This is a genomic window from Flavobacterium sp. Root420 (genome assembly GCF_001427905.1).
In the GTDB taxonomy this organism is placed as follows: Bacteria; Bacteroidota; Bacteroidia; order Flavobacteriales; family Flavobacteriaceae; genus Flavobacterium.
Map to the genome: position 1 here is coordinate 68,306 of NZ_LMEF01000004.1, position 19,435 is coordinate 87,740.

General features: G+C 31.1%; 26 protein-coding genes. 16 read left to right on the plus strand and 10 right to left on the minus strand.

What is annotated here, in order from left to right:
- Window positions 1-94 precede the first annotated feature (94 nt).
- From ASC72_RS05145 to ASC72_RS24045, 13 genes are all read left to right on the plus strand, one after another.
- Window positions 95-1,561 carry an ATP-binding protein gene (locus tag ASC72_RS05145; RefSeq protein ID WP_371258432.1) on the plus strand — a complete coding sequence of 489 codons (1,467 nt, stop codon included), beginning with the start codon at window positions 95-97 and terminating at the stop codon, window positions 1,559-1,561.
- Between the two features lie 7 nt (window positions 1,562-1,568).
- Complete coding sequence (locus ASC72_RS05150; protein WP_056187840.1) at window positions 1,569-2,237, plus strand: response regulator transcription factor; 669 nt, start codon at window positions 1,569-1,571, stop codon at window positions 2,235-2,237.
- Between the two features lie 157 nt (window positions 2,238-2,394).
- The gene (locus ASC72_RS05155; RefSeq protein WP_056187843.1) at window positions 2,395-2,628 is read left to right on the plus strand and encodes a hypothetical protein; all 234 of its coding nucleotides are present in this window, start codon (window positions 2,395-2,397) and stop codon (window positions 2,626-2,628) included.
- Window positions 2,625-2,906 (plus strand): membrane protein insertion efficiency factor YidD, encoded by a 282-nt coding sequence (gene yidD, locus ASC72_RS05160; protein ID WP_056187845.1) that lies wholly within the window; start codon window positions 2,625-2,627, stop codon window positions 2,904-2,906. The genes ASC72_RS05155 and yidD overlap by 4 nt, the downstream gene beginning before the upstream one ends.
- Before the next feature lie 10 nt (window positions 2,907-2,916).
- Window positions 2,917-3,123, plus strand: a complete 207-nt coding sequence (locus ASC72_RS05165; RefSeq protein ID WP_056187848.1) for a hypothetical protein — start codon at window positions 2,917-2,919, stop codon at window positions 3,121-3,123.
- A gap of 5 nt (window positions 3,124-3,128) precedes the next feature.
- On the plus strand, window positions 3,129-3,359 hold the full coding sequence (locus ASC72_RS05170; RefSeq protein WP_056187851.1) for a DUF4236 domain-containing protein: 231 nt from the start codon (window positions 3,129-3,131) through the stop codon (window positions 3,357-3,359).
- A gap of 2 nt (window positions 3,360-3,361) precedes the next feature.
- Complete coding sequence (locus ASC72_RS05175; protein WP_082564238.1) at window positions 3,362-3,691, plus strand: excalibur calcium-binding domain-containing protein; 330 nt, start codon at window positions 3,362-3,364, stop codon at window positions 3,689-3,691.
- A gap of 12 nt (window positions 3,692-3,703) precedes the next feature.
- Entirely contained in the window at window positions 3,704-4,099 is a 396-nt protein-coding gene (locus ASC72_RS05180; RefSeq protein ID WP_056187854.1) for a hypothetical protein, read from the plus strand.
- Window positions 4,100-4,102: 3 nt separating this feature from the next.
- Complete coding sequence (locus tag ASC72_RS05185; RefSeq protein ID WP_056187857.1) at window positions 4,103-5,371, plus strand: hypothetical protein; 1,269 nt, start codon at window positions 4,103-4,105, stop codon at window positions 5,369-5,371.
- A gap of 4 nt (window positions 5,372-5,375) precedes the next feature.
- Window positions 5,376-6,278 (plus strand): hypothetical protein, encoded by a 903-nt coding sequence (locus ASC72_RS05190; protein ID WP_056187860.1) that lies wholly within the window; start codon window positions 5,376-5,378, stop codon window positions 6,276-6,278.
- An 81-nt stretch (window positions 6,279-6,359) separates the two neighbouring features.
- Window positions 6,360-6,770 (plus strand): hypothetical protein, encoded by a 411-nt coding sequence (locus tag ASC72_RS05195; RefSeq protein ID WP_056187863.1) that lies wholly within the window; start codon window positions 6,360-6,362, stop codon window positions 6,768-6,770.
- 440 nt (window positions 6,771-7,210) lie between these two features.
- Complete coding sequence (locus ASC72_RS05200; protein ID WP_056187866.1) at window positions 7,211-8,569, plus strand: GH1 family beta-glucosidase; 1,359 nt, start codon at window positions 7,211-7,213, stop codon at window positions 8,567-8,569.
- Between the two features lie 29 nt (window positions 8,570-8,598).
- The gene (locus tag ASC72_RS24045) at window positions 8,599-8,763 is read left to right on the plus strand and encodes a hypothetical protein (RefSeq protein ID WP_157849263.1); all 165 of its coding nucleotides are present in this window, start codon (window positions 8,599-8,601) and stop codon (window positions 8,761-8,763) included.
- Between the two features lie 83 nt (window positions 8,764-8,846).
- Here the strand turns inward: ASC72_RS24045 and ASC72_RS05205 are convergent, their stop codons facing one another.
- The 7 genes from ASC72_RS05205 to ASC72_RS05235 form a co-directional block, all read right to left on the minus strand.
- Window positions 8,847-9,443, minus strand: a complete 597-nt coding sequence (locus ASC72_RS05205) for a hypothetical protein (RefSeq protein WP_056187869.1) — start codon at window positions 9,441-9,443, stop codon at window positions 8,847-8,849.
- Window positions 9,444-9,601: 158 nt separating this feature from the next.
- Window positions 9,602-9,970, minus strand: a complete 369-nt coding sequence (locus tag ASC72_RS05210) for a hypothetical protein (protein WP_056187873.1) — start codon at window positions 9,968-9,970, stop codon at window positions 9,602-9,604.
- A 184-nt stretch (window positions 9,971-10,154) separates the two neighbouring features.
- Entirely contained in the window at window positions 10,155-10,676 is a 522-nt protein-coding gene (locus tag ASC72_RS05215; protein ID WP_056187876.1) for a GNAT family N-acetyltransferase, read from the minus strand.
- Window positions 10,677-10,760: 84 nt separating this feature from the next.
- Entirely contained in the window at window positions 10,761-11,207 is a 447-nt protein-coding gene (locus ASC72_RS05220; RefSeq protein WP_056187879.1) for an SRPBCC domain-containing protein, read from the minus strand.
- 223 nt (window positions 11,208-11,430) lie between these two features.
- The gene (locus ASC72_RS05225; protein WP_056187882.1) at window positions 11,431-11,817 is read right to left on the minus strand and encodes a hypothetical protein; all 387 of its coding nucleotides are present in this window, start codon (window positions 11,815-11,817) and stop codon (window positions 11,431-11,433) included.
- Between the two features lie 220 nt (window positions 11,818-12,037).
- A complete protein-coding gene (locus ASC72_RS05230) occupies window positions 12,038-12,403 on the minus strand; it encodes a hypothetical protein (protein WP_056187886.1) in 366 nt (121 codons plus the stop codon).
- 360 nt (window positions 12,404-12,763) lie between these two features.
- Complete coding sequence (locus tag ASC72_RS05235; protein WP_056187889.1) at window positions 12,764-13,396, minus strand: hypothetical protein; 633 nt, start codon at window positions 13,394-13,396, stop codon at window positions 12,764-12,766.
- Window positions 13,397-14,121: 725 nt separating this feature from the next.
- Here ASC72_RS05235 and ASC72_RS05240 point away from each other — a divergent pair.
- The 3 genes from ASC72_RS05240 to ASC72_RS05250 all read left to right on the plus strand — a co-directional run bounded on the left by ASC72_RS05240 (window position 14,122) and on the right by ASC72_RS05250 (window position 17,356).
- Complete coding sequence (locus tag ASC72_RS05240; RefSeq protein WP_056187891.1) at window positions 14,122-14,307, plus strand: hypothetical protein; 186 nt, start codon at window positions 14,122-14,124, stop codon at window positions 14,305-14,307.
- A gap of 81 nt (window positions 14,308-14,388) precedes the next feature.
- Window positions 14,389-16,062, plus strand: coding sequence for an ATP-binding protein (locus ASC72_RS05245; protein WP_371258434.1), 1,674 nt, complete (start codon window positions 14,389-14,391; stop codon window positions 16,060-16,062).
- A gap of 160 nt (window positions 16,063-16,222) precedes the next feature.
- Entirely contained in the window at window positions 16,223-17,356 is a 1,134-nt protein-coding gene (locus tag ASC72_RS05250; RefSeq protein WP_056187896.1) for a nuclear transport factor 2 family protein, read from the plus strand.
- Between the two features lie 115 nt (window positions 17,357-17,471).
- On the opposite strand, the gene ASC72_RS05255 is transcribed toward ASC72_RS05250, so the two are convergent.
- From ASC72_RS05255 to ASC72_RS05265, 3 genes are all read right to left on the minus strand, one after another.
- Entirely contained in the window at window positions 17,472-17,951 is a 480-nt protein-coding gene (locus tag ASC72_RS05255; RefSeq protein WP_056187899.1) for a hypothetical protein, read from the minus strand.
- Between the two features lie 168 nt (window positions 17,952-18,119).
- Complete coding sequence (locus ASC72_RS05260; protein ID WP_056187903.1) at window positions 18,120-18,758, minus strand: hypothetical protein; 639 nt, start codon at window positions 18,756-18,758, stop codon at window positions 18,120-18,122.
- 163 nt (window positions 18,759-18,921) lie between these two features.
- Window positions 18,922-19,269 carry a hypothetical protein gene (locus tag ASC72_RS05265; RefSeq protein WP_131725779.1) on the minus strand — a complete coding sequence of 116 codons (348 nt, stop codon included), beginning with the start codon at window positions 19,267-19,269 and terminating at the stop codon, window positions 18,922-18,924.
- Between the last annotated feature and the right edge of the window lie 166 nt (window positions 19,270-19,435).

Consider the following 19,435-nt stretch of genomic DNA (forward strand, 5'->3'; position numbering starts at 1 on the left):
TAATTTTAATACTTCCTTTTATAATTTTAATAAATCAAAAATAGCTTTTGAGAAATTAAAAGACAGTAGTAATATCTCTTTTAACCTCATCCAGATGGCATATATTCAGCAAATGAATGGGGATTATTATGGAAGCAAAGAAACATTGACAGAAGCTTTGCCTTATATCCGAAAAGACAAAAATTATCTTGCAGCTGTAAACAATTTTTTTGGGATTGCTGATAAGGAACTTTCTATTTATGACGATGCAATTTACTATTACAGTGAAGCACTAAAAGGTGTAAAAGACGAATCATCGAAACAAGCTCCTTTAAATAATATTGCAGTCGTTTATATTCAGCAGAAAAAATATGACAAGGCAATAAAAATCTTAGAATCACTCCTAAATAAAAATTCATCACTTGCTAAACCACCAACAAAAAGAAAACTTAGAATTTTAGATAATCTTGGTTTCGCTTATTTTAAAAAAGGAATGAATGAAAAAGGACTCGCGTTAATGCTAGAAAGTCTTAATCTTAGAAATCAAACTGAGGATGTTTACGGAAGTATCGAAAGTTGTTTACATTTAGCCGAATACTATTCAAAAACCGATACTAAAAAATCAAATCAGTATGCTCAATTGGCTTATCAAAATGCTACAAAACTCAATAGTATTGATGAACGATTAGAAGCTTTATCATTTTTAATGACAAACAATTCTATTCGCAATACAACATATGCTCAAAAATATGTTTTTTTGAATGACAGTATTATCAAAATCAGAAACAACTTCAAGAACAAATTTGCCAAGATTAAATATGATTCGAAAAAAGAGAAAGATGAGAATCAAAAACTTCGCTTGGAAAAAGCGGAGAACTTATTGGCTCTTAAAGATGCGGAAAAAGAAAAAATCATATTTATTGCCACTTTCATTATACTTTTATTTTTGGGGGCGTACTTGAAAAAACACTTAGACAACAGAAATCGAATCGGAAAAATTAAAACAGCATACGATACCGAAACCAGAATTGCTAAAGATATTCACGATGAATTGGCAAATGACGTTTTTCATGCTATCACTTTTACCCAAACGCAACCTTTAACAAACGAAAACACGAAAGAAACTTTAATTCAAAAACTGGATCATATTTATACCCGCGTTCGTGGAATTTCGAAGGAAAACAATGATATTGATACCGGAGAAAATTTCTCAGCCAATTTAAAAGAAATGCTTTCTACTTATAATAGCAACACAACAAATGTGATTATTAATAGTATTGAAAAAATAAATTGGGACGCAATTGATGACATAAAAAAGATTGCTGTTTATAGGGTTTTGCAGGAATTAATGGTGAATATGAAAAAACATAGCGCTGCATCGAGAGTAGTGGTGAAATTTGACAGCAATCAAAAAATGATAATTATTGACTACGTAGATGATGGTCAAGGCAGTATAAAAAATAAAATTAACAAAAATGGCCTCCAAAATATGGAAAACCGTATTCTGGCTATAAAAGGATCTATTATTTTTGACACTGAACCAAACAAAGGTTTTAAAGTAAAAATAACGCTGCCTAAATAAAAGCCATATGTTTAAAAAAGTAATTATAGCCGAAGATTTCGATAGTATTAATTTAGGAATTGAACAAGTTTTAAAAGATCTTGGTATTGTAGATTTTCAACATTCAAAATATTGTGATGATGCTTTTCTAAAAATACGAAGAGCCATTCAGGACAATGAGCCATATGATTTATTGATTAGTGATTTGTCATTCAAGGCAGATTCTCGCAATTCAACAATTGCCAGCGGTGACGACTTAATACAACAAGTTCGTGAACTGCAACCCAATATCAAAATCATAGCTTATTCTGTCGAAGATAAAAGTTATCGTATAAGATCTCTTTTTGAAAACCCGGAAATCGATGGTTATGTTTTAAAAGGCAGAAATAGTATCGAAGAACTTAAAAAAGCGATCCATATTATTTCAACCTCTGATCAAACCTTTATTTCGCCAGAAATTGCTTCTGCTTTACAAGATAAAAACAACTACGAAATAGATGATATTGATATTTTGATTTTGAAGCATTTATCACTTGGAACTCCGCAAGATGATATTATACAAATTCTAAAAGACTCCGGCATAAAACCCAAGAGTAAAAGTGCTATGGAAAAAAGACTTTCTAAATTAAAAGACTTTTTTAAAGCTAATAATACGGTTCATTTAGTTTCTATTACTAAAGATATGGGGATTATTTAGATCTCATTCCTATATAATTTTCAAAGCTCCTTCGGGGGCTTTTTTTATTTCTGAAAACTAAATTTCACGATTATGGATTTCCGTAAAATACTGATTTCAAATAGGTTTAAGTTTGAATTATAAATTAATTTAAACATTCATTTAAACCAAAAAAATCATGGAATATAAAGTAGTACCATTTGTCGCCACAATTGATCCAATTAAAGGAACTTCTGAACATGTTGCCGAACAACTTGAAAGTATGATAAAACATTTTACTAATCAAGGTTGGGAATATGTTCGTTTAGAAGGCGTATCAACATTTGTTCATCCAGAAACTGGTTGTTTTGGCCTGGGAGCTAAACCTGGTTATACAACAACTAGACAAATGGTTGTTTTTCAAAAAAGATGAAACATCTAATACTCTTTGCTATTAAAATGTATTGGAATTGCATTCCCTCAGCTAAAAGAAAAAAATGCATTTTTAAAAAATCCTGTTCCAATTATGTATTTGAAGTAACTCAAAAAGAAGGGTTCATCAGTGGATTGAAAGCTCTTCGTTTTCGATATCAAAATTGCAGAGGAAACTTTCAAATTTTCAAAAATCCAATAGATAACAAAATACTAATGATTCTTCCTTCTCAAATAATAATTGAGAGGGAAGAAATTGCTGAAAGATTAATCAATTAAAATCAAAATCATGAAAAATTATTATGTAAACAAAAACGCGCAATCAAATGGAGATCATGAAGTTCATACAGATGATTGCAAATATTTGCCAATTGCAGCAAATAGAAAATCCTTAGGAGAATTTTCAAACTGTAAACCTGCAGTAACAGAAGCAAAGAAAACCTATTCACAATCGAATGGCTGCAAAACTTGTTGTGAGGATTGCCATACAAGCTAAAAATCATGGGCTTTCGATTTCAAAAAAGAATCAGACTTGGAGGAGGACTCGGATTAAATATTAGTAAATCCGGAATTTCTCCAAGCTTAAGAACAAAAATGGGAACATTTAGCAAAAACGGTTATTCTGTAAAAATAGGTATATCAGGAATGAGATACCAAAATAGCGGCTGTATCGTATTATTTGCATTTACAGGAATCATAACATTTTTAATTTTCACACTAAAACATTTATAATCATGGGATATAGAAAAGGATATTATAAAAAAGACGGAACTTATGTTCAAGGACATTTCGCTAATACACGATCAAGATCTTATACGAAGAAAAATAGCGGATGCATACTTATTTTTTTGCTATCAGTATTAATAGGCTCTGTAATTTCTTGTTCGGAATCTTCAGAGACATCAGATGTAACAAGCAATACTCCAAGTTCAAATTGTCCAACCAAAACTTGCAGTGATTTTTCATCTCAATCTGCAGCACAATCTGCCTATAACAGCAATAAAACCTGTTATAAAAACTTAGATTCTGATGGCGATGGAACAGCATGCGAAAATTTAAAATAAAAAAATCAAACAATGATAACACTAGAACTAAAAAGTCATTTTCTAAGATTATATCAAATGGCATTATCAGATGATCGATTTGATGTATTAGAATTGCAAATGATGTATCATTTTGCCGACGAAAGAGGAATTCCGAGAGAAGAATTGGATAAACTTTTCCTAAATCCAATTAATACGGAGTTTATTGTTCCTGAAGATTTGAATACCCGTATTGAATATTTATATGATTTTACAAGAATCATTTGGGCCGACGAAAAAATTACTGATGACGAATTAAATATGCTCAAAAAATATTGCAGGAAATTTAATTTTTTGGATGAAAACATTAATGAACTTTCTTCCTACCTCATTGATTGTGTTCAGAAAAATATACAGAAGGAAGAAATTATTAGTCAATTAAATTCTTAAGTTATGAAATCACTTACACAACTATTCAGTATAAAAAAAGCTGACGATTCTTCTGTCAAAACTTTTGATGACAATGAAGAAGACAGAGAACAAATAAGAATAACCTATTATCAAAGCGGATTTGCAGCTTCAGTAAAAGCAACCGGAAAACCTATTGTTTTAAAAGCATGTCTGCAAAATCTCTATATGAGTTTTGAAGATCAATGCCGAAAACAAAAATTAGAACAGGACAGGTTAAAACAGCCTTACCGAGAAGAACAGGAAAAAAACAGAACTGAGCTTAAAAAATCTGAAGCCGCAATAGGAATTTTTGAAAAGAAAGAACAGGATATTAATGATGAAATTGATCAAATAAAGAGCGATATTATCGAAGTAAAACGAAATCCTGATAAATACGGAATCGAAGATGGTAAAGGCTTAAAAGCCCAATTCTATATCGGGTTATTTCTATTATTACCGATAACACTTTATTTACTAGTATTTTATATTTCAGCATCTTATTCTGCTTTTTTCAAAGAGTTTGCCAATGATAGTTTAACAGCTGCCATTTTTGATGCAAATGCCTTGACAAATTCTTTTAAAGCAAGCTGGCTCGAAGGCGTTTTGGTAATTACGATTCCGTTTGTATTTATGGGATTAGGCTATGTAATTCATATGGTCCAAAAAGAAAAAGGTATTAAAAACATCTTTAGAATGATTGGCCTATTTATAACAACATTTTTATTTGATGCTCTTTTGGCTTATCAAATTGAAAAAAAGATATATGAGTTTAACAAAACAACAGATTCTTCTCCTTACAACTTAAATATTGCATTAGGTGAAGCTGAATTTTGGATGATTATATTCGCAGGATTTGTAGTTTATATTATTTGGGGACTTGTTTTCGATTTTGTAATGAAAGAATTTGAAAACATTGATAAAATCAGGGCTTTTATCAGAGGTAAAAAAGAAAAACAAATCGATTTAGATAAATTGAAAGTTGATATTATTGCAAAAATCAATGATTTTAAACAACAAGTTATAACACTCAACGGAAAAAATTCAGAATTGCAATCTAAAATTGATGGCTTTGTTTTTCCAGTAAAAGAATATCTTCATTACCATCATCAGTATAAAGAAGGCTGGTTTCAGGCCATTAATACTGAAATAGCTTTACCGCACAAAGAAAAAGTAGAACTGTTGGAAGGTTGCGAAAACTTGTCTGAAGAGCATCTTGGAAAACTGAATTTAGTCGACCCTGACTTTCAACATTTAGTATATTCTAAAAACTAGTATTATGAAAAACATTTCCAAAACAATCGTGATGACAGCATTATTAGTTTCTGTTTTTTCATGTAAGCAAGATTCAGATAAAGAAGAAAAGGAAATCCCGACTAAAACGTCTGTAATAGAAAATTATAATATCAGCTTACTTTTAGATTTATCAGACAGAATTAGTATTGATAAAAACCCTAACCCAACAATGCAATATTATCAAAGGGATTTGGGCTATATAAAATCGGTTTCTGAAGCATTTACACAACATCTAAAATCAAAAAGGATCAGACAAATTGACGATAGAATGCAACTGTTTTTTAATCCTGAACCTCTTGATCCGGAGATTAACACAATAGCCAGGAATTTGAGAATCACTATTGATAAAAATAATGCTTCAAAAGATTTATTAAATTCTATCAATGCTAGTTATGCAACGAAGACATCCAAAATATATGAATCGGCATTAAAGGACAATAAATATATTGGTTCTGACATCTGGAGTTTTTTTGATAATAAAGTAAAAGATCAATGTATTGAAAATAAATACAGAAACATTCTTATCATACTAACTGACGGTTATATGTTTTATGAAAGCACTGTGATAAAAGAAAAAAATCGCACAACGTTCATTACTCCGGAACTAATCCGAAAGAATGGTTTGAATACTCAGGACTGGGAACAGAAAATAAAAGATCAGGATTTTGGATTCATTAAAATAAATACTGATTTATCAAATCTTGAGGTTTTAGTTTTAGGAATAAATCCGAGTAAAATCAATCCATACGAAGAAAAAGTAATTAAAGCCTACTGGACTAAATGGTTTACAGAAATGAACATAAAACATTTTGAGATTAAAAATGCTGACCTGCCTTGTAATATGGAAAAAATTATCGAGGATTTTATATTAACGAAAGCAGAGTAAATAATCCCGTATAACTACGCATTTATAAATTACCAGTTCCAATTACTTTTATCAGGCATAAAATAACTTTACACAACGCCTATGCTAAAAAACTACTTACTCACATTTTTCCTATTAGCAATAGTTTCCTGCGAAAAAGCAGCTGCACCACCTCCTCAAAAAATAAACACATTTTATAAGGAGGTGATTACTGCTGACGACCGCAAAACTATTACACCAGAAGAAGCCAAAACTTACCATGTAGACAATATTTATCAATACAAATACAGAACAGGGAATTCTGGACATTATGAATATAATTATGATGTAAAAGGAATAAACTGCACTAATGATTCTGTTTTCGGAAACATAAATGTTTCAGGAAAATATGGTGCCGGAATATTGAAAAATGATTCCATTGCAGATCTTGAAATTAATACCGAGTGGATCGCTTTTGGAAAATTAAAAGCAACTGATAAAAAAGGAAATGAATATCAATTAATTGTCAAATAAATAAAGCTCCCCAAATGAAATATAGCCTACTCTTTTTATTTATTTTCCTGACCTCTTTTCACCCTGTTGAGACCAAAGTGTATATCTGCGGTCCAACGGGTGCAAAAAAATACCATTATAACGAAAACTGTCGTGGACTCACCGCGTGCCGTCACGTTTTGACCAAAGTATCGCTTTCGCAGGCGCAAGGCTACGGATTAACACTCTGCGGTTGGGAAGACTGATATCTTTTTTAGTCCCTATTTAATTCTCTTAACGTTTTAATAATCTTAGCATTACACTCAATTCACATTAGTTTTATTAATTTGAATAAAACTAAATGTCATGAAATTCTTTAATCTAAATTTTTTGGTTTCATTCAAAGAATGGCTTTTTCTAAGAGCTATGTATTCTACTTTCCTTCATTAATAAATCAACATTTAAAAGGAAAGTACTACTGAATGAATAAAGTTGAGAACTCATTTTTGCACAAAAACCAATTTGGAGACGATTTCTTGTGGGGTGTTTCTACCGCTGCTTTCCAAATTGAAGGAGCTCATGATGCAGACGGAAAAGGTTCTTCGATCTGGGATGTTTTTACGTCTCAAAAAGGAAGAGTCAAAAACGGCCATCATGCCCTAACGGCTTGCGATTTTTATAATTCGTACCAAAACGATATTGATCTTATAAGCCAATTAAATATTCCTAATTTCAGGTTTTCAATCAGTTGGCCCAGGATTATGCCAACCGGAATTCATCCTGTAAATCAGGCCGGAATAGATTACTACAACAAAATCATTGATTCATTGCTCGAACAAGGTATCGAACCTTGGGTAACACTTTACCATTGGGATTTGCCGCATGCGCTCGAAGTCAAAGGCGGATGGACCAATCGTGAATCGGTTTCCTGGTTTTCAGAATATGTTGAAGTTTGTGCGAAACATTTTGGTGATCGTGTCAAAAACTGGATGGTCATCAACGAACCTTCTGTTTTTACAGGAGCGGGTTATTTCCTTGGAATTCATGCTCCTGGAAAAAAAGGAATTACCAATTATCTAAAAGCCATGCATCATGTAACATTGGCTACGGTTGCTGGTGCAAAAATCCTTCGTAATACTGTTTCTGATGCTAATATCGGAACCACTTTCTCCTGCACCCATATTGAGCCTTTTTCTCAAAGCCAAAAAGATATTGAAGCGGCAAAACGGGTTGATACTTTACTAAACCGAACTTTTATAGAACCGCTTTTAGGATTGGGTTATCCACAGCAAGATTTGTCGGTTCTTAAAAAACTGAATAATTATATCAAAGAAGATGACCTTAACAATCTGGCATTTGATTTTGATTTCATCGGATTGCAATGTTACACGCGCGAAGTGGTGAAAGCTTCGTTATTAACTCCCTATATTGGTGCCGAATTAATCAGCGCCGAAAAAAGAAATGTCATCGCCACCGACATGGGTTGGGAAGTCTATCCTCCTGCCCTGTATCATATCTTAAAAAGATTTAATAGTTACGAAGGCATCCGAAAAATTATAATTACAGAGAATGGTGCCGCTTTTCCTGACACAGTTACCAACGGAAAAGTTTACGATATCAAACGTACACATTTCATTCAGGATCATTTAGAACAAATTCTGAAAGCCAAAGAAGAAGGCCTGAATGTCGATGGTTATTTTGTCTGGAGCCTTACTGATAACTTTGAATGGGCCGAAGGTTACAACGCCCGATTCGGATTAATTCACGTTGATTTTGAAACACAAAAAAGAACTATAAAACAATCCGGTTTATGGTTTGGTGAATTCTTATCCCCAAAATAAATAAGATTTAGAACTTAAATACCATCATTATGGAAATCAATTGGCTTATCATTTCAGCAATAGTAATTGGTGTCTTTTTATTAGTTTATTTTCTAATCAGACAAAATAAAAAAGACCGCAAAAAAATCGAAGAAGAATTAAATTTTACTAAAGAATCTGAAGAAGCAGAAATTAATAATGATCTTAATTTATAGGGGTTTTTAGGAGCTATTTATTGCTGTCGCTTTTAAAGCCGATTGCCTAAATACGTTGTAGTAGCTGTTACCTGCTGTTTTTTTTATCCTATTATTGGACAATTAATTTCATAAGGTTCTTTAGGGAAACCATATAAAATAATCTTTTGTCTGTCTACATATTTTATTGGAATTAGTTTGTCAAGATAATTGTCTGTGTAAAGTAAAAGAAATAGCGTTTCATTTAGTTTTCCTAAGACAATTCTACTTCCCTCTTTATTCAAACGTTTGTTTATTTCCTGCATAACTGGCGAGTCCAAAACTTGATTAAAGCTGACATTCATTTTTTCTCCATTCCAATTGAACTCAAACTTTAAATTCTGAATTTCATTTTCTGTCAATTCAGTTTCAGTAGCGTTTAGTTTTTCATAGTCATCTTCAAATATACAATCTTCAGTTATAGTCTTTTCATCGCTGAAAACTTTATGAATTTTTCCATTTCTAAAAAATCTGATTCGATTTTGATTTATAAATTTATATTCCGTTTCGCTTAGTTTTTCGTTTCTGTTTTCGTTTACTATTTTTAAAGAAATTTCACTTTTCTCAACGTTAAAATAATCAATGACATTATCATCAAACTGAATTATCTCAGTTTTTCCATAATGGTCTGGAGTTTTTATAAATAACCAATTTTCATTCATATAAGATTTTTATAAAATAGCTGGTAACTTTCTGGGTACTATAGCGGGTTTGGTATTAAATTAATCTCATTATACGGATTTGCCAAATCATCCCAAATACATTTTCCCTTTAAGCCAATTTCCCAAATACATTTTAGTTAGTAACTGTTGGTGATAGTTTACTTTTCTAATTCTCTATCAAATCCCATTTTAATTAATGACTTTTCTTTTCCATTCAATTCTCTGCCTTTATATTTTACGAAAATTTCAAGGACATCATCGAGTTTTTCAATTCCAAGCTCATAGTTTGTTTTTCCCCATTTATACAATGCAATTTCAATATTTGAAGCATAAATACCAGGTTTAATTTGGAAGCCATTATATTCTTTACCTTTTATCGGGGTAAAAAAATCTAATTTTCCACCTTCTTTCGTTTCTTTCAAAATAAAAGCTTCAGTTTCGGCTTGATTGAGTTTACTTTCGTTTTTAGAAGTCTGACAAAAGGTTTTAGTTGAAAGTAATAAAAGTAAAAGTAGAATTTTTTTCATTGTTTCTTATTTAGTGAATGATTGGCTAAAATACGCCAACGTTTTGGTACTACAGCGGGTTTTGAACTAAATTAAGCCCATTATTCAGATTTGACAAATCATCTCAAATACAAAACTAACTTTCCATTAAGCTAATTGCTCAAGTCCGCAGTAGTAATTGTTCGCTGTTCGGGCTTTAATAACTTTATATTGTCAATCTAAATAGAATAAGATTTGGATTATCTTCGACTATATCTTCTAATTTCTTAAAATTTAATTTTTGAAGAAGTTTAGTTGAGGTTTGATTCTCTTTATGTGTTAGTGCATCTATCGTTTTTAGTTCGAGTATTTTAATTGCGTATTCTATAACCTTCTTTGCAGCTTCGATCATAATTCCCTGACCGTGATATTCAGTAAGAAGCTCATATCCAATTTCACATTTCTTTAAATCACCTAAGAAGTCAAATAGACAAATTGTACCAATTAATTTATCCTCGCCAGTCTTTGTAATAGCCCAATAAAAAAGTTCCTCGCTTTCATTTTCAATTATACTATTAATGAAATTTAAGGCATCTTCTACTGTTTTGCTTGGCTTTCGGTCAAGGAATTTATTTATTTCTGTGTCCGAGCGTAATTGCAATATTTCTGCGGAATCATTTTTTGAAAGCTTCCGAAGTGTCAACCTTTCAGAAATCAATATTGGGGATGTTTGAAAGTTCCTGTTCATTTTTATTTTTTTTCCTATTAAACTTAACGTCTAAATCCCTTGTAGCAACTGTTAGCGGTTCGTTATTCTTTTCCCTCTATACTTTTAAGGATTATCCTCTAATAGTTGCTTAAGTTTTAAAAAAGTACTTTGCCAACCTTTTACATAGTCATGTTTTGAACCGTTTCCAAAATCCCTATGTTCAAACTGCATTTTCGTTGATTTGCCCTCTTCAGTTAGCAACAAAACAATAAAAGATTCTACGCCGGGTTCGCTTTTCCAATGCCAGGTAAATGTTAGCTTACTTAATTTTTCAATCTCGGTATAAATGCCATGACAAGTATGCTCGGTCTGGTCAGCATCTTTAAATACTACTTCAAAACTACCGCCTGACCTAACATCTAGTTTCGCACTTAATACTTTCCCCTTGGGATCAGATCCAAACCACTTCATTATGACAGTAGGTTCGGTCCATGCTTCCCACACTTTTTCAACCGAAGTATGAATTATGGTCTCGATAAATAGAGCGTCTTTAGATGTTTCTTTGTCCATAATTTTAGTTACTAATAATAAACATTAAAATCAGAGAAGTTGCTTGCTAAAACGACCGCTAACTTCCCGGTAATATTGAGTTTGGAACTAAATTAATCGCTATTTTCGGATTTGCCACCCGAGCGATAGCAAACAGGCGAAGCAAATCATGCCAAATACAAAACCAACTTTTCAATTAAGCCAATCATCCAAATCCGTTATAGTAGCTGGTAGCAGCTCGCTTTTATTCCAGCACTTTATAAATTACTTCATTACATTTAACAATACACTCAGATTCAATATTCTCCCTTAAAACATATTCACCCTTGTCAGTTACAGTATCAACAATAGGAAAAAAATCGAGAGTAATTATTCCCTCTTCCTCTTTCATCAACGCACCGAAGATCATCCTTTCTGATTTTTGAATTTTTATGCTTTTTATACCTATACAAGTAATCTTTATCAAATCTCTTTCGTAATCTCTATTTCTATTAAAACAACTTATTAATATATCTACTTCGTGATTACCGCTTTTAGCAACATCCTGATAATTAAAGTTTGACTTATAATGAATTTCGGTGATTAAAGCATCTCCAAAGTCTTCATAATCTTCAATTAAATTTTTAAACATAAGTAAGTTTTTAATTATTTCTATATTTTTGAGAACTGCGTTGCTACTAACTTATTTATATTTATGATGTTATTTTTAAATGTTTCATTCAAGGATTTTTTTTCTTATTAAAAAACATTATTGCAAATACCATTATTTCAATTTATTAAAACTGATATGTAAAACTATCAAAGCCTGTAGGAATTATTGTGAAGTCATTTGATAGTTGAAATAAAATCTCTCAATGAAATCTAAATTTATATTGCTGTTTTAAAATTCCAATATGAAGCTTTCCATTCTCTTTTAAGTGAGCTGTCAAAAGAATATATTTTTCTTCGGGATAATTTATATCATAACTAAAGATCGTATCTTTTACTTTAACCTGAAGCAGATGTTTTCCACCATCTGATGTTGACAATGCTACTGTTTCATATGAAGGCATTGCATTTGTTGCTTTTAAGTTAATTTCCTGAACTTTCTTTTTATCCAGAAGTACTTCCAGTTTTAAATTATCAAGTTTCATATTCGTTGGCTGTTCAAAAGAGACAACATATTTTTTACAACCGAAAACACATAAAACAATTAGTAGTATTAAAAGCTTTTTCATAAAAGATATTTTTTAGTTACAGAGATTAAAATCTATTGTAATGTTTTATAAATATAAATAATTTTATTCAAGTCGATTGTCCAAAAAAAGCAGTTTTTATTCCTTCCCGACCAGAGATTAACTAAGCCTAAATTAGCGAAAAAAAGTTTGAAAAAAATCAAAAAAAATCGTTATTTCCTTGATGTTCATTAGGTTTATTGGTAAATTTTGCTTATCTTTAAGATATAAATAACAGTCAATATATGCCAAAAAACAAACTTTTTCGACTCCTAAATTACTTCTTAAAAAATTATTCTTTTTACTTGTTCACGCATTTTATTTTTCGAAATGCTTCCCTCTATCCTTTAGAAACTTTGTTTTCTAATCTTTTTTCTGCACAAAGTATAAACATGCAGAAGACACCAGAGCAACCGCTCCAATTGTAATCGTAATTATTTTTCTTGGATATAGCTTCTGACCTATTTTCTTAGAAAATATAGCTGCAAGATTAAAAAAAGTATTTCCTTTTTCAGGATGTTCTTTCGACTCTTCATTTTCATTTTCCACTAAACGCTCTACTACTATGATTTCTTCTTCTATTTCAACAACTGCATTTGCTTTATCAGCAATTTCAATCTGTTTTGCTTCTTCAATTCTACATTTTTTATCAAACTTTTTAAAAGGGCGCGGTTGAAAATCGACGATAATTGCTGCAAGATTTATTGCATCAATATTCAACGGATCTGTTTCACCTTTAAAAAAAGTTTCAATAGGCCTGAACTTATCTTTTTGTTCTTTAAACTTATTCTTTTTAGTATGATCAAAATCCAAACAAAATAAATTTCTGAAAACATTTAAATCGTCTTGCGTTGGGTTATTCTCAAAAATAAGCCAGCACAAATCACGGAGTTTTCCACGAGAAGGGCTATACAAGTAATCAAAGTACTCTCCTTCTTTTTCTGTTTCGTATTTAATTTTAATCGCTTTTTTATATTCTTCTAACGTATGATGCATGGAATTTTTTAGATTTTTTTGGATCTCAGGAAAACGTGAAATTCTGTGGATTCCTTAATCTACAATGGCTTAAAAGCGCTTTTACTTGCCATAGAAATGAGTTTACGTTTTACCTTCAGATTAAAACAAATATATAAAACTAGTTCAAATTAACAGTGTGGAAAACCGTAAGACTAACTTTATTCGGGAAGTGTAAATAACGTCTTACAGTTCTACATGCCAACTTCCAAAAAAAATCAATTTGATATTGCCATAAACAAACTACGGATGAACTCTGCACAGGAATTTCATTTTTTTTTAATAGTCCAAAACAACCTTTTTAGGATCTTTTGCATCTATTATAATAACGGTCAGGTCGGTTTTACATTCAAGTAATATATTCTAACAAACCTAAATTTATTGTGCATTCTATTTTGTTTTAAGGATTTCTTGGGAATCTCAGGAAAACGCGGGAATTCTGGGAATCCCCTATAAACAATGGCTTAAAAGCGCCTTTACTTTGCCATAGAAATTAGTTCACGTTTTATCTGCAGATTTAACAAAAACAAAAACTAGTTCAATAAACAGTGTAGAAAACGTAAGACCGAGTTTATTCGGGAAGTACAAATAACGTCTTATAGTTCTACACAGTTTACTTCCCAAAAATCAATTTGGTATTGCCATTAATAAGCTTCGGATATACTCCGGACGGCCATACTCATGTCTAATTTCTAAATTAAATTAAAATGAAAAAACTATTACTTTTTAGCGCTTTTGCGTTATTATTTACGATATTTTCTTGTACTGCTGACGAATACGAAACTCAGCCAAAAAAGAAAACAGAAAAAATTATTGATCATTCTAAATCAACTCAGGCTGATGGTCCTGGTGACGGAACAAAATTTCCTCCGCCACCGCCAACTGATGAATAAATATATTTTTAGTATCTAATTAATTACTATTTTCGGGGAAAGTAAATTTATATGTTACGGTCCCCGTTTTTTTGTTTTATTATGCTTCTTTTTCTTTCCTGTCAGGAAAAAAAAACTGTCAATATTAACACAGAACCTATCCAAAAAGAGGCATTTAGTTTACGAAATAAAGCAATTGAAAATAGAGCCAAACAAAACTTTAATACGGCTTTTTACCAGTTTAATAAATCAAAACAACTTTTTGAAACTTTAAAAGACAGTGCCAATATTGGATACATACTTATTGAAATGGCATTCATTCAACAAGTCAATGGAGACTACTATGGAAGTAAAGAGACTGTTACCGAAGCCTTAGCTTATTATAAAAAAAAGAATACATACACCTCTTCAATAAATAATACATTAGGTGTCGCTGATAAAGAACTATCTCTTTACGATGATGCTATTTTTTACTATAAAGAATCTATAAAAGACGAGCCCGATCTTGTCGCTAAATACACGCCCTTGAGCAATATTGCTACGGTCTATATCTACCAAAAAAAATATGATAAGGCGATTATCCTTATAGAATCTATATTAAGTGAAAAATTATCAAAAAAGCTTACTCCTCAAGCTTTATCAACAATGCAAGATAATCTAGGTTATGCTTATTTTAAAGATGGAATGGATGAAAAAGGACTCGCTCTAATGAAGGAGGCACTCCAAACAAGAAACAACCTTAAAGAAACTTATGGAAGTATTGAAAGTTATTTGCATTTGGCTGATTATTATGCCAAAAAGGACCTTCAAAAATCAGATGAAAATGCTTTTGCTGCTTACAATATTGCTACCAAACTAAATAGTATTGATGAAAGATTAGAAGCACTTCAAATTATAATTTCAAATAATCACAGCGCGTCTCACAGCAAATATGTACAACATTATTTTACACTAAACGACAGCATTATTAAGATTAGAAATAACTTTAAAAATAAATTTGCAAAGATTAAATACGATTCTAAAAAAGAAAAAGACGAAAACGCAAAACTTCGTTTAGAAAAAGCAGAAAATCTATTATCACTTCAAAGAGCTAAATATCTAAGAATTGTTTTTGTAATTGTTCTTGTTTTTTTAACCATTTTAATCACAATTCTAATACGTTATTATAAAAACAAAAATAAGGCTATAGAATTTAAAACTTCGTATAATACCGAAACCCGAATTGCAAAAAAAATCCACGATGAATTAGCAAACGATGTCTATCAGGTAATTGCTTTTGCCGAATCTCACCCATTAGCAACGGAGAGTACCAAAGAGAATCTGCTTCAAAAATTAGATGACATTTACGGACGTGTAAGAGGAATTTCGAAAGAAAACAACCGAATTGATACCGGCATTGATTTTACCAAAAGCATGAAAGAAATGCTTTCGGTTTATAATACGAATGAAAGAAATATCATTATTACCAATTTAGAAAATATAGACTGGGAAAGTATTGATGATACAAAAAAGATTACCATTAGTAGAATATTACAGGAATTAATGGTAAACATGAAAAAACATAGTATGGCAAACTTAGTTCTTATAAAATTTGAAAGTGATCCAAAATCAATCGTAATACACTATACTGATAATGGTAAAGGTTTCGAAAAAAGTAAGATTGCAAAAAATGGCCTCCTAAACATAGAAACCCGTATTCAGGCTGTTAAAGGAACTATTGATTTTGATACAGCACCTGACAAAGGGTTTAAAGCAAAAATAATAATGCCAAAATAAGGAGAAAATTCCAAATTTTAAATTCCAAATTCCAAACTTTACATTTTACAAAAAAACTTTTTTTGTCCTAATTTATAAATCAGGACTCCTGAATTATAAATTTATTCCGATTCAAATTCCACCAATCATAGTTTTGTGAAAAATTTAATTCTAAAAGCTTATGAAAAAAATGATCTGTTTTATCGCACTAGTATTTTTACCAACTTGTTTATTAGCACAAACGGAAGAAGAGGCAGCTGTTAAAAAATGTATTCAAAATTACCTTGATGGTACCTCGTACAACAACCCTGACAGCATCGAAAAAGCATTTTATCCTGAAGCCAATCTATTTTTAAGCCACAAAGACAAAGACTTATGGATTGTACCTATTCGCGAATACACCACATGGTTTAAAAATGACAAGCAGGGGCAATTTAATGGTCGCGTAGGCAGAATTATTTCTATTGATCTCTATAACAACATAGCTTCGGCTAAGGCAGAAATACTAATACCTGAAAAAAAATTAGAATTCATTGATCTCTTTTTGCTCAAAAAGATTCAGGGCGAATGGAAAATAATAAGTAAATCGGCAAGCAGCTTGACTAGTAACAAATCAGGGCAGCAAATCCTGTTTATTGTTTCGAATGCCCATTATTATGGCAAATCAACTATAGCCACTGGCAATAGTTTTGCTGAAATAGTAAACGCCTATAATACTTTTAAAATATCTGGTTACACAGTCGATTTTGTAAGTCCGGAAGGCGGAAGCATTCCGTTAGCCTATATCAACACCTCCGACACTTTGCAAAAACAATATTTATTTGATCCGGATTTTATGTACGCTATAAAAAACACTAAAAAACCCGAAGAAATTGATTCAAAAAATTACAAAGCTGTTTATTACGTGGGTGGCGGAGCTGCAATGTATAATGTACCTGAAAATAAACAAATTCAAACTATTGCTTTACAAGTATATGAAGAAAACAAGGGTATTATTTCTTCTGTTTGTCATGGAACCGCAGGAATTGTCAACTTAAAAACAAATGATGGCAAATATTTAGTAGCGGGGAAAAAAATTAGTGGTTACCCCGATTCATTCGAAAAACAAGATGCAGAGTATTTTAAGCAATTCCCATTCTTAATTCAAAAAACAATTGAAGAAAGAGGCGGCACTTTTAAGTTTTCTAAAGGTGATATTTCACATGTAGAAACGGATGGAAGAATTGTTACAGGACAAAATTTTCAATCGTCAAGCGATGTGGCTTTAAAGATTATAGGATTAATAAACGACGAAAAAACGAAAAATCAACTATAGGATCAGGTGATCTGCAATTATCCGAAGTTCGAGTATATTAAAAAAAAACTCCCAGAATTTTATTTCTGGGAGGTTTCTACTAATGACTATTACTTCCATTGTAGTAGCTGTACACTTATTTTTTTTCAAGGTAATCTATGTCCAATACGTCACTCAATCTGCTTAAACTAGATTTTGAGAATCGTCTGAATGCAAATTCAATAAATACATATCTAATTATTAATAATTGCAGTATTGCTACAAGTATAAAGATTATTGAAAACTCTTCTTTGTTAGAAAAAAATTGAGCAATTAAACCAATAAAAGGAAAGCACAATAAAACACTTAGCAAAATTCGGAAGGCTTTATTTATTTCCACTTCAACTTGTCCATCTTTGTTAACAATTTTGCCTGTTAAAACACAAAATGCCCCTTTTCCAATTTCTGAGGATATTATCCTAAACGTATTGTCTTTAATTATGCCACGAAATGATTTGTCGGTTATTTTTGAAGTCAAACTTTCAGACAGGTCAGTTCTTCTTTTTAAACGCTCAAGAGTTTCTGTTTCTTCTCCAATTATTTTGAAAGTATAATCGTTTTTTGGAAATATGTTCATTCTTTTTTTTGATTTTTAAAATTAGGTATAACGTTCTAATACTACAATCAGGTTTGGAGTTAACTTAACCCCATTGTTTGGATTTGCCAAATCATCCCAAATAAAAAACCATTTTCCCATTAAGCCTATTGTCTAAATCCGTTGTAATAGCTGTTAGGCGTCGTTTTTTTACTTTGCACCAATCAGGACTTTCCCTTTTGGTATATAATAGAGATAATCTTCTCCATATTCATTTTCTGCTTTGACTTTGGTATAATTTTTCTTTTGCAATTTTTTTAATAGTTTTTTGCAATAATTATAATCTTCTGCGATATGATAATAACTTTCTTGAGTAATTAATTCCTGTTCACTAAATATATCATCGTCAGAATGAGTTTTCCATTTAAAATCAGCACTTAATATTTTTTGAAAACTAGCGTCACTTTTATAATCTGCGATGCGAAAAAAATGTTCGTAATATTCAATTTCTTCTTTTCCAATAGCACAAATTACCTGAGATTTTGAGACTCTAGGCTCAAATAGATAAATTTTTAAAAAATATGGTTGATTCAATTTGTCAAGTTCAATTTTCCAATGATTATATATTTCCTGTAAACCTAATATAATATGCTTTCTCGTTTTTGTTTTCGGTTCTGCTATATTGCTATTATTAATTGAAATATTAAAATAAGGGTTAAACGAAACATAGGTATAACAATATTTATTAGCTAAAAAGTCGCTAATGTTTATAGTTCGGTTTTGCTCAATCCAATTCTGAATTCTCTTCTGAATTTTTTTGTGACCTCTTATTTTCTTAATTCTATTCATGTGTTTCGTCTGCTAAAATGACGCCTAACGTTCTGGGACTACAGCGGGTTTGGGACTAAATTAAGCCCATTTTTCGGATTTGCAAAATCTTCCCAAATACAAAACCAACTTTCAATTAAGCCAATTGCCCAAATCCGTTGTAGCATCTGTTATGGCTAGTTTTTTATTGATTATATTTGGAAACAACATATTCTCTAAGTTTTTTATTAAACCTCGGATCCGTTCCAAAACTATAATTTTTAGGCAAACCAAATTGGATTTTAAAATCAATGGTTGGAAAAGTAAATACTCTATCACAACCAAATGAAGAAAATACATTCCAAAACCAGAGACTATAAATTTTTCTTCCATTTAGAGTCATTACTATTGGTAATCCCGATAAAGGAATTTTCATGTCTGTAAATTTATGTTTCCCTTTTTCTGTTAAAATTATTTGTTGATTCTTCCAATTAAAATGCTTGATATCTTCCTCATTTATTATTGGGACTGACTCCATCTTGGCTGTTTCCAAGTCAAAACAATATTTGCAATCAGAATTTACGTTTTTATAATGTTTTACAATGAAAAATTCAATTCCTGATTTTTGTGCGTATAGATTAAATCCGATGAAAAATAAAAGCACATAAAATAGATTTCGTTTCATTGTCTAATGTTTTTTTATAAATCACCTATATTTT

What these genes read in the sequence shown, in the direction of transcription:
- ASC72_RS24045 (WP_157849263.1), top strand. Translation starts at nt 8,599, where the DNA reads ATGGAAATCAATTGGCTTATCATTTCAGCAATAGTAATTGGTGTCTTT.
- ASC72_RS05255 (WP_056187899.1), bottom strand. Translation starts at nt 17,951, where the DNA reads ATGAACATATTTCCAAAAAACGATTATACTTTCAAAATAATTGGAGAA.
- ASC72_RS05220 (WP_056187879.1), bottom strand. Translation starts at nt 11,207, where the DNA reads ATGGACAAAGAAACATCTAAAGACGCTCTATTTATCGAGACCATAATT.
- ASC72_RS05210 (WP_056187873.1), bottom strand. Translation starts at nt 9,970, where the DNA reads ATGAAAAAAATTCTACTTTTACTTTTATTACTTTCAACTAAAACCTTT.
- ASC72_RS05195 (WP_056187863.1), top strand. Translation starts at nt 6,360, where the DNA reads ATGCTAAAAAACTACTTACTCACATTTTTCCTATTAGCAATAGTTTCC.
- ASC72_RS05175 (WP_082564238.1), top strand. Translation starts at nt 3,362, where the DNA reads ATGGGATATAGAAAAGGATATTATAAAAAAGACGGAACTTATGTTCAA.
- ASC72_RS05155 (WP_056187843.1), top strand. Translation starts at nt 2,395, where the DNA reads ATGGAATATAAAGTAGTACCATTTGTCGCCACAATTGATCCAATTAAA.
- ASC72_RS05230 (WP_056187886.1), bottom strand. Translation starts at nt 12,403, where the DNA reads ATGAAAAAGCTTTTAATACTACTAATTGTTTTATGTGTTTTCGGTTGT.
- ASC72_RS05250 (WP_056187896.1), top strand. Translation starts at nt 16,223, where the DNA reads ATGAAAAAAATGATCTGTTTTATCGCACTAGTATTTTTACCAACTTGT.
- ASC72_RS05150 (WP_056187840.1), top strand. Translation starts at nt 1,569, where the DNA reads ATGTTTAAAAAAGTAATTATAGCCGAAGATTTCGATAGTATTAATTTA.
- ASC72_RS05245 (WP_371258434.1), top strand. Translation starts at nt 14,389, where the DNA reads ATGCTTCTTTTTCTTTCCTGTCAGGAAAAAAAAACTGTCAATATTAAC.
- ASC72_RS05235 (WP_056187889.1), bottom strand. Translation starts at nt 13,396, where the DNA reads ATGCATCATACGTTAGAAGAATATAAAAAAGCGATTAAAATTAAATAC.
- ASC72_RS05180 (WP_056187854.1), top strand. Translation starts at nt 3,704, where the DNA reads ATGATAACACTAGAACTAAAAAGTCATTTTCTAAGATTATATCAAATG.
- ASC72_RS05200 (WP_056187866.1), top strand. Translation starts at nt 7,211, where the DNA reads ATGAATAAAGTTGAGAACTCATTTTTGCACAAAAACCAATTTGGAGAC.
- ASC72_RS05215 (WP_056187876.1), bottom strand. Translation starts at nt 10,676, where the DNA reads ATGAACAGGAACTTTCAAACATCCCCAATATTGATTTCTGAAAGGTTG.
- ASC72_RS05225 (WP_056187882.1), bottom strand. Translation starts at nt 11,817, where the DNA reads ATGTTTAAAAATTTAATTGAAGATTATGAAGACTTTGGAGATGCTTTA.
- ASC72_RS05170 (WP_056187851.1), top strand. Translation starts at nt 3,129, where the DNA reads ATGGGCTTTCGATTTCAAAAAAGAATCAGACTTGGAGGAGGACTCGGA.
- ASC72_RS05185 (WP_056187857.1), top strand. Translation starts at nt 4,103, where the DNA reads ATGAAATCACTTACACAACTATTCAGTATAAAAAAAGCTGACGATTCT.
- ASC72_RS05205 (WP_056187869.1), bottom strand. Translation starts at nt 9,443, where the DNA reads ATGAATGAAAATTGGTTATTTATAAAAACTCCAGACCATTATGGAAAA.
- yidD (WP_056187845.1), top strand. Translation starts at nt 2,625, where the DNA reads ATGAAACATCTAATACTCTTTGCTATTAAAATGTATTGGAATTGCATT.
- ASC72_RS05190 (WP_056187860.1), top strand. Translation starts at nt 5,376, where the DNA reads ATGAAAAACATTTCCAAAACAATCGTGATGACAGCATTATTAGTTTCT.
- ASC72_RS05240 (WP_056187891.1), top strand. Translation starts at nt 14,122, where the DNA reads ATGAAAAAACTATTACTTTTTAGCGCTTTTGCGTTATTATTTACGATA.
- ASC72_RS05145 (WP_371258432.1), top strand. Translation starts at nt 95, where the DNA reads ATGGCATATATTCAGCAAATGAATGGGGATTATTATGGAAGCAAAGAA.
- ASC72_RS05260 (WP_056187903.1), bottom strand. Translation starts at nt 18,758, where the DNA reads ATGAATAGAATTAAGAAAATAAGAGGTCACAAAAAAATTCAGAAGAGA.
- ASC72_RS05165 (WP_056187848.1), top strand. Translation starts at nt 2,917, where the DNA reads ATGAAAAATTATTATGTAAACAAAAACGCGCAATCAAATGGAGATCAT.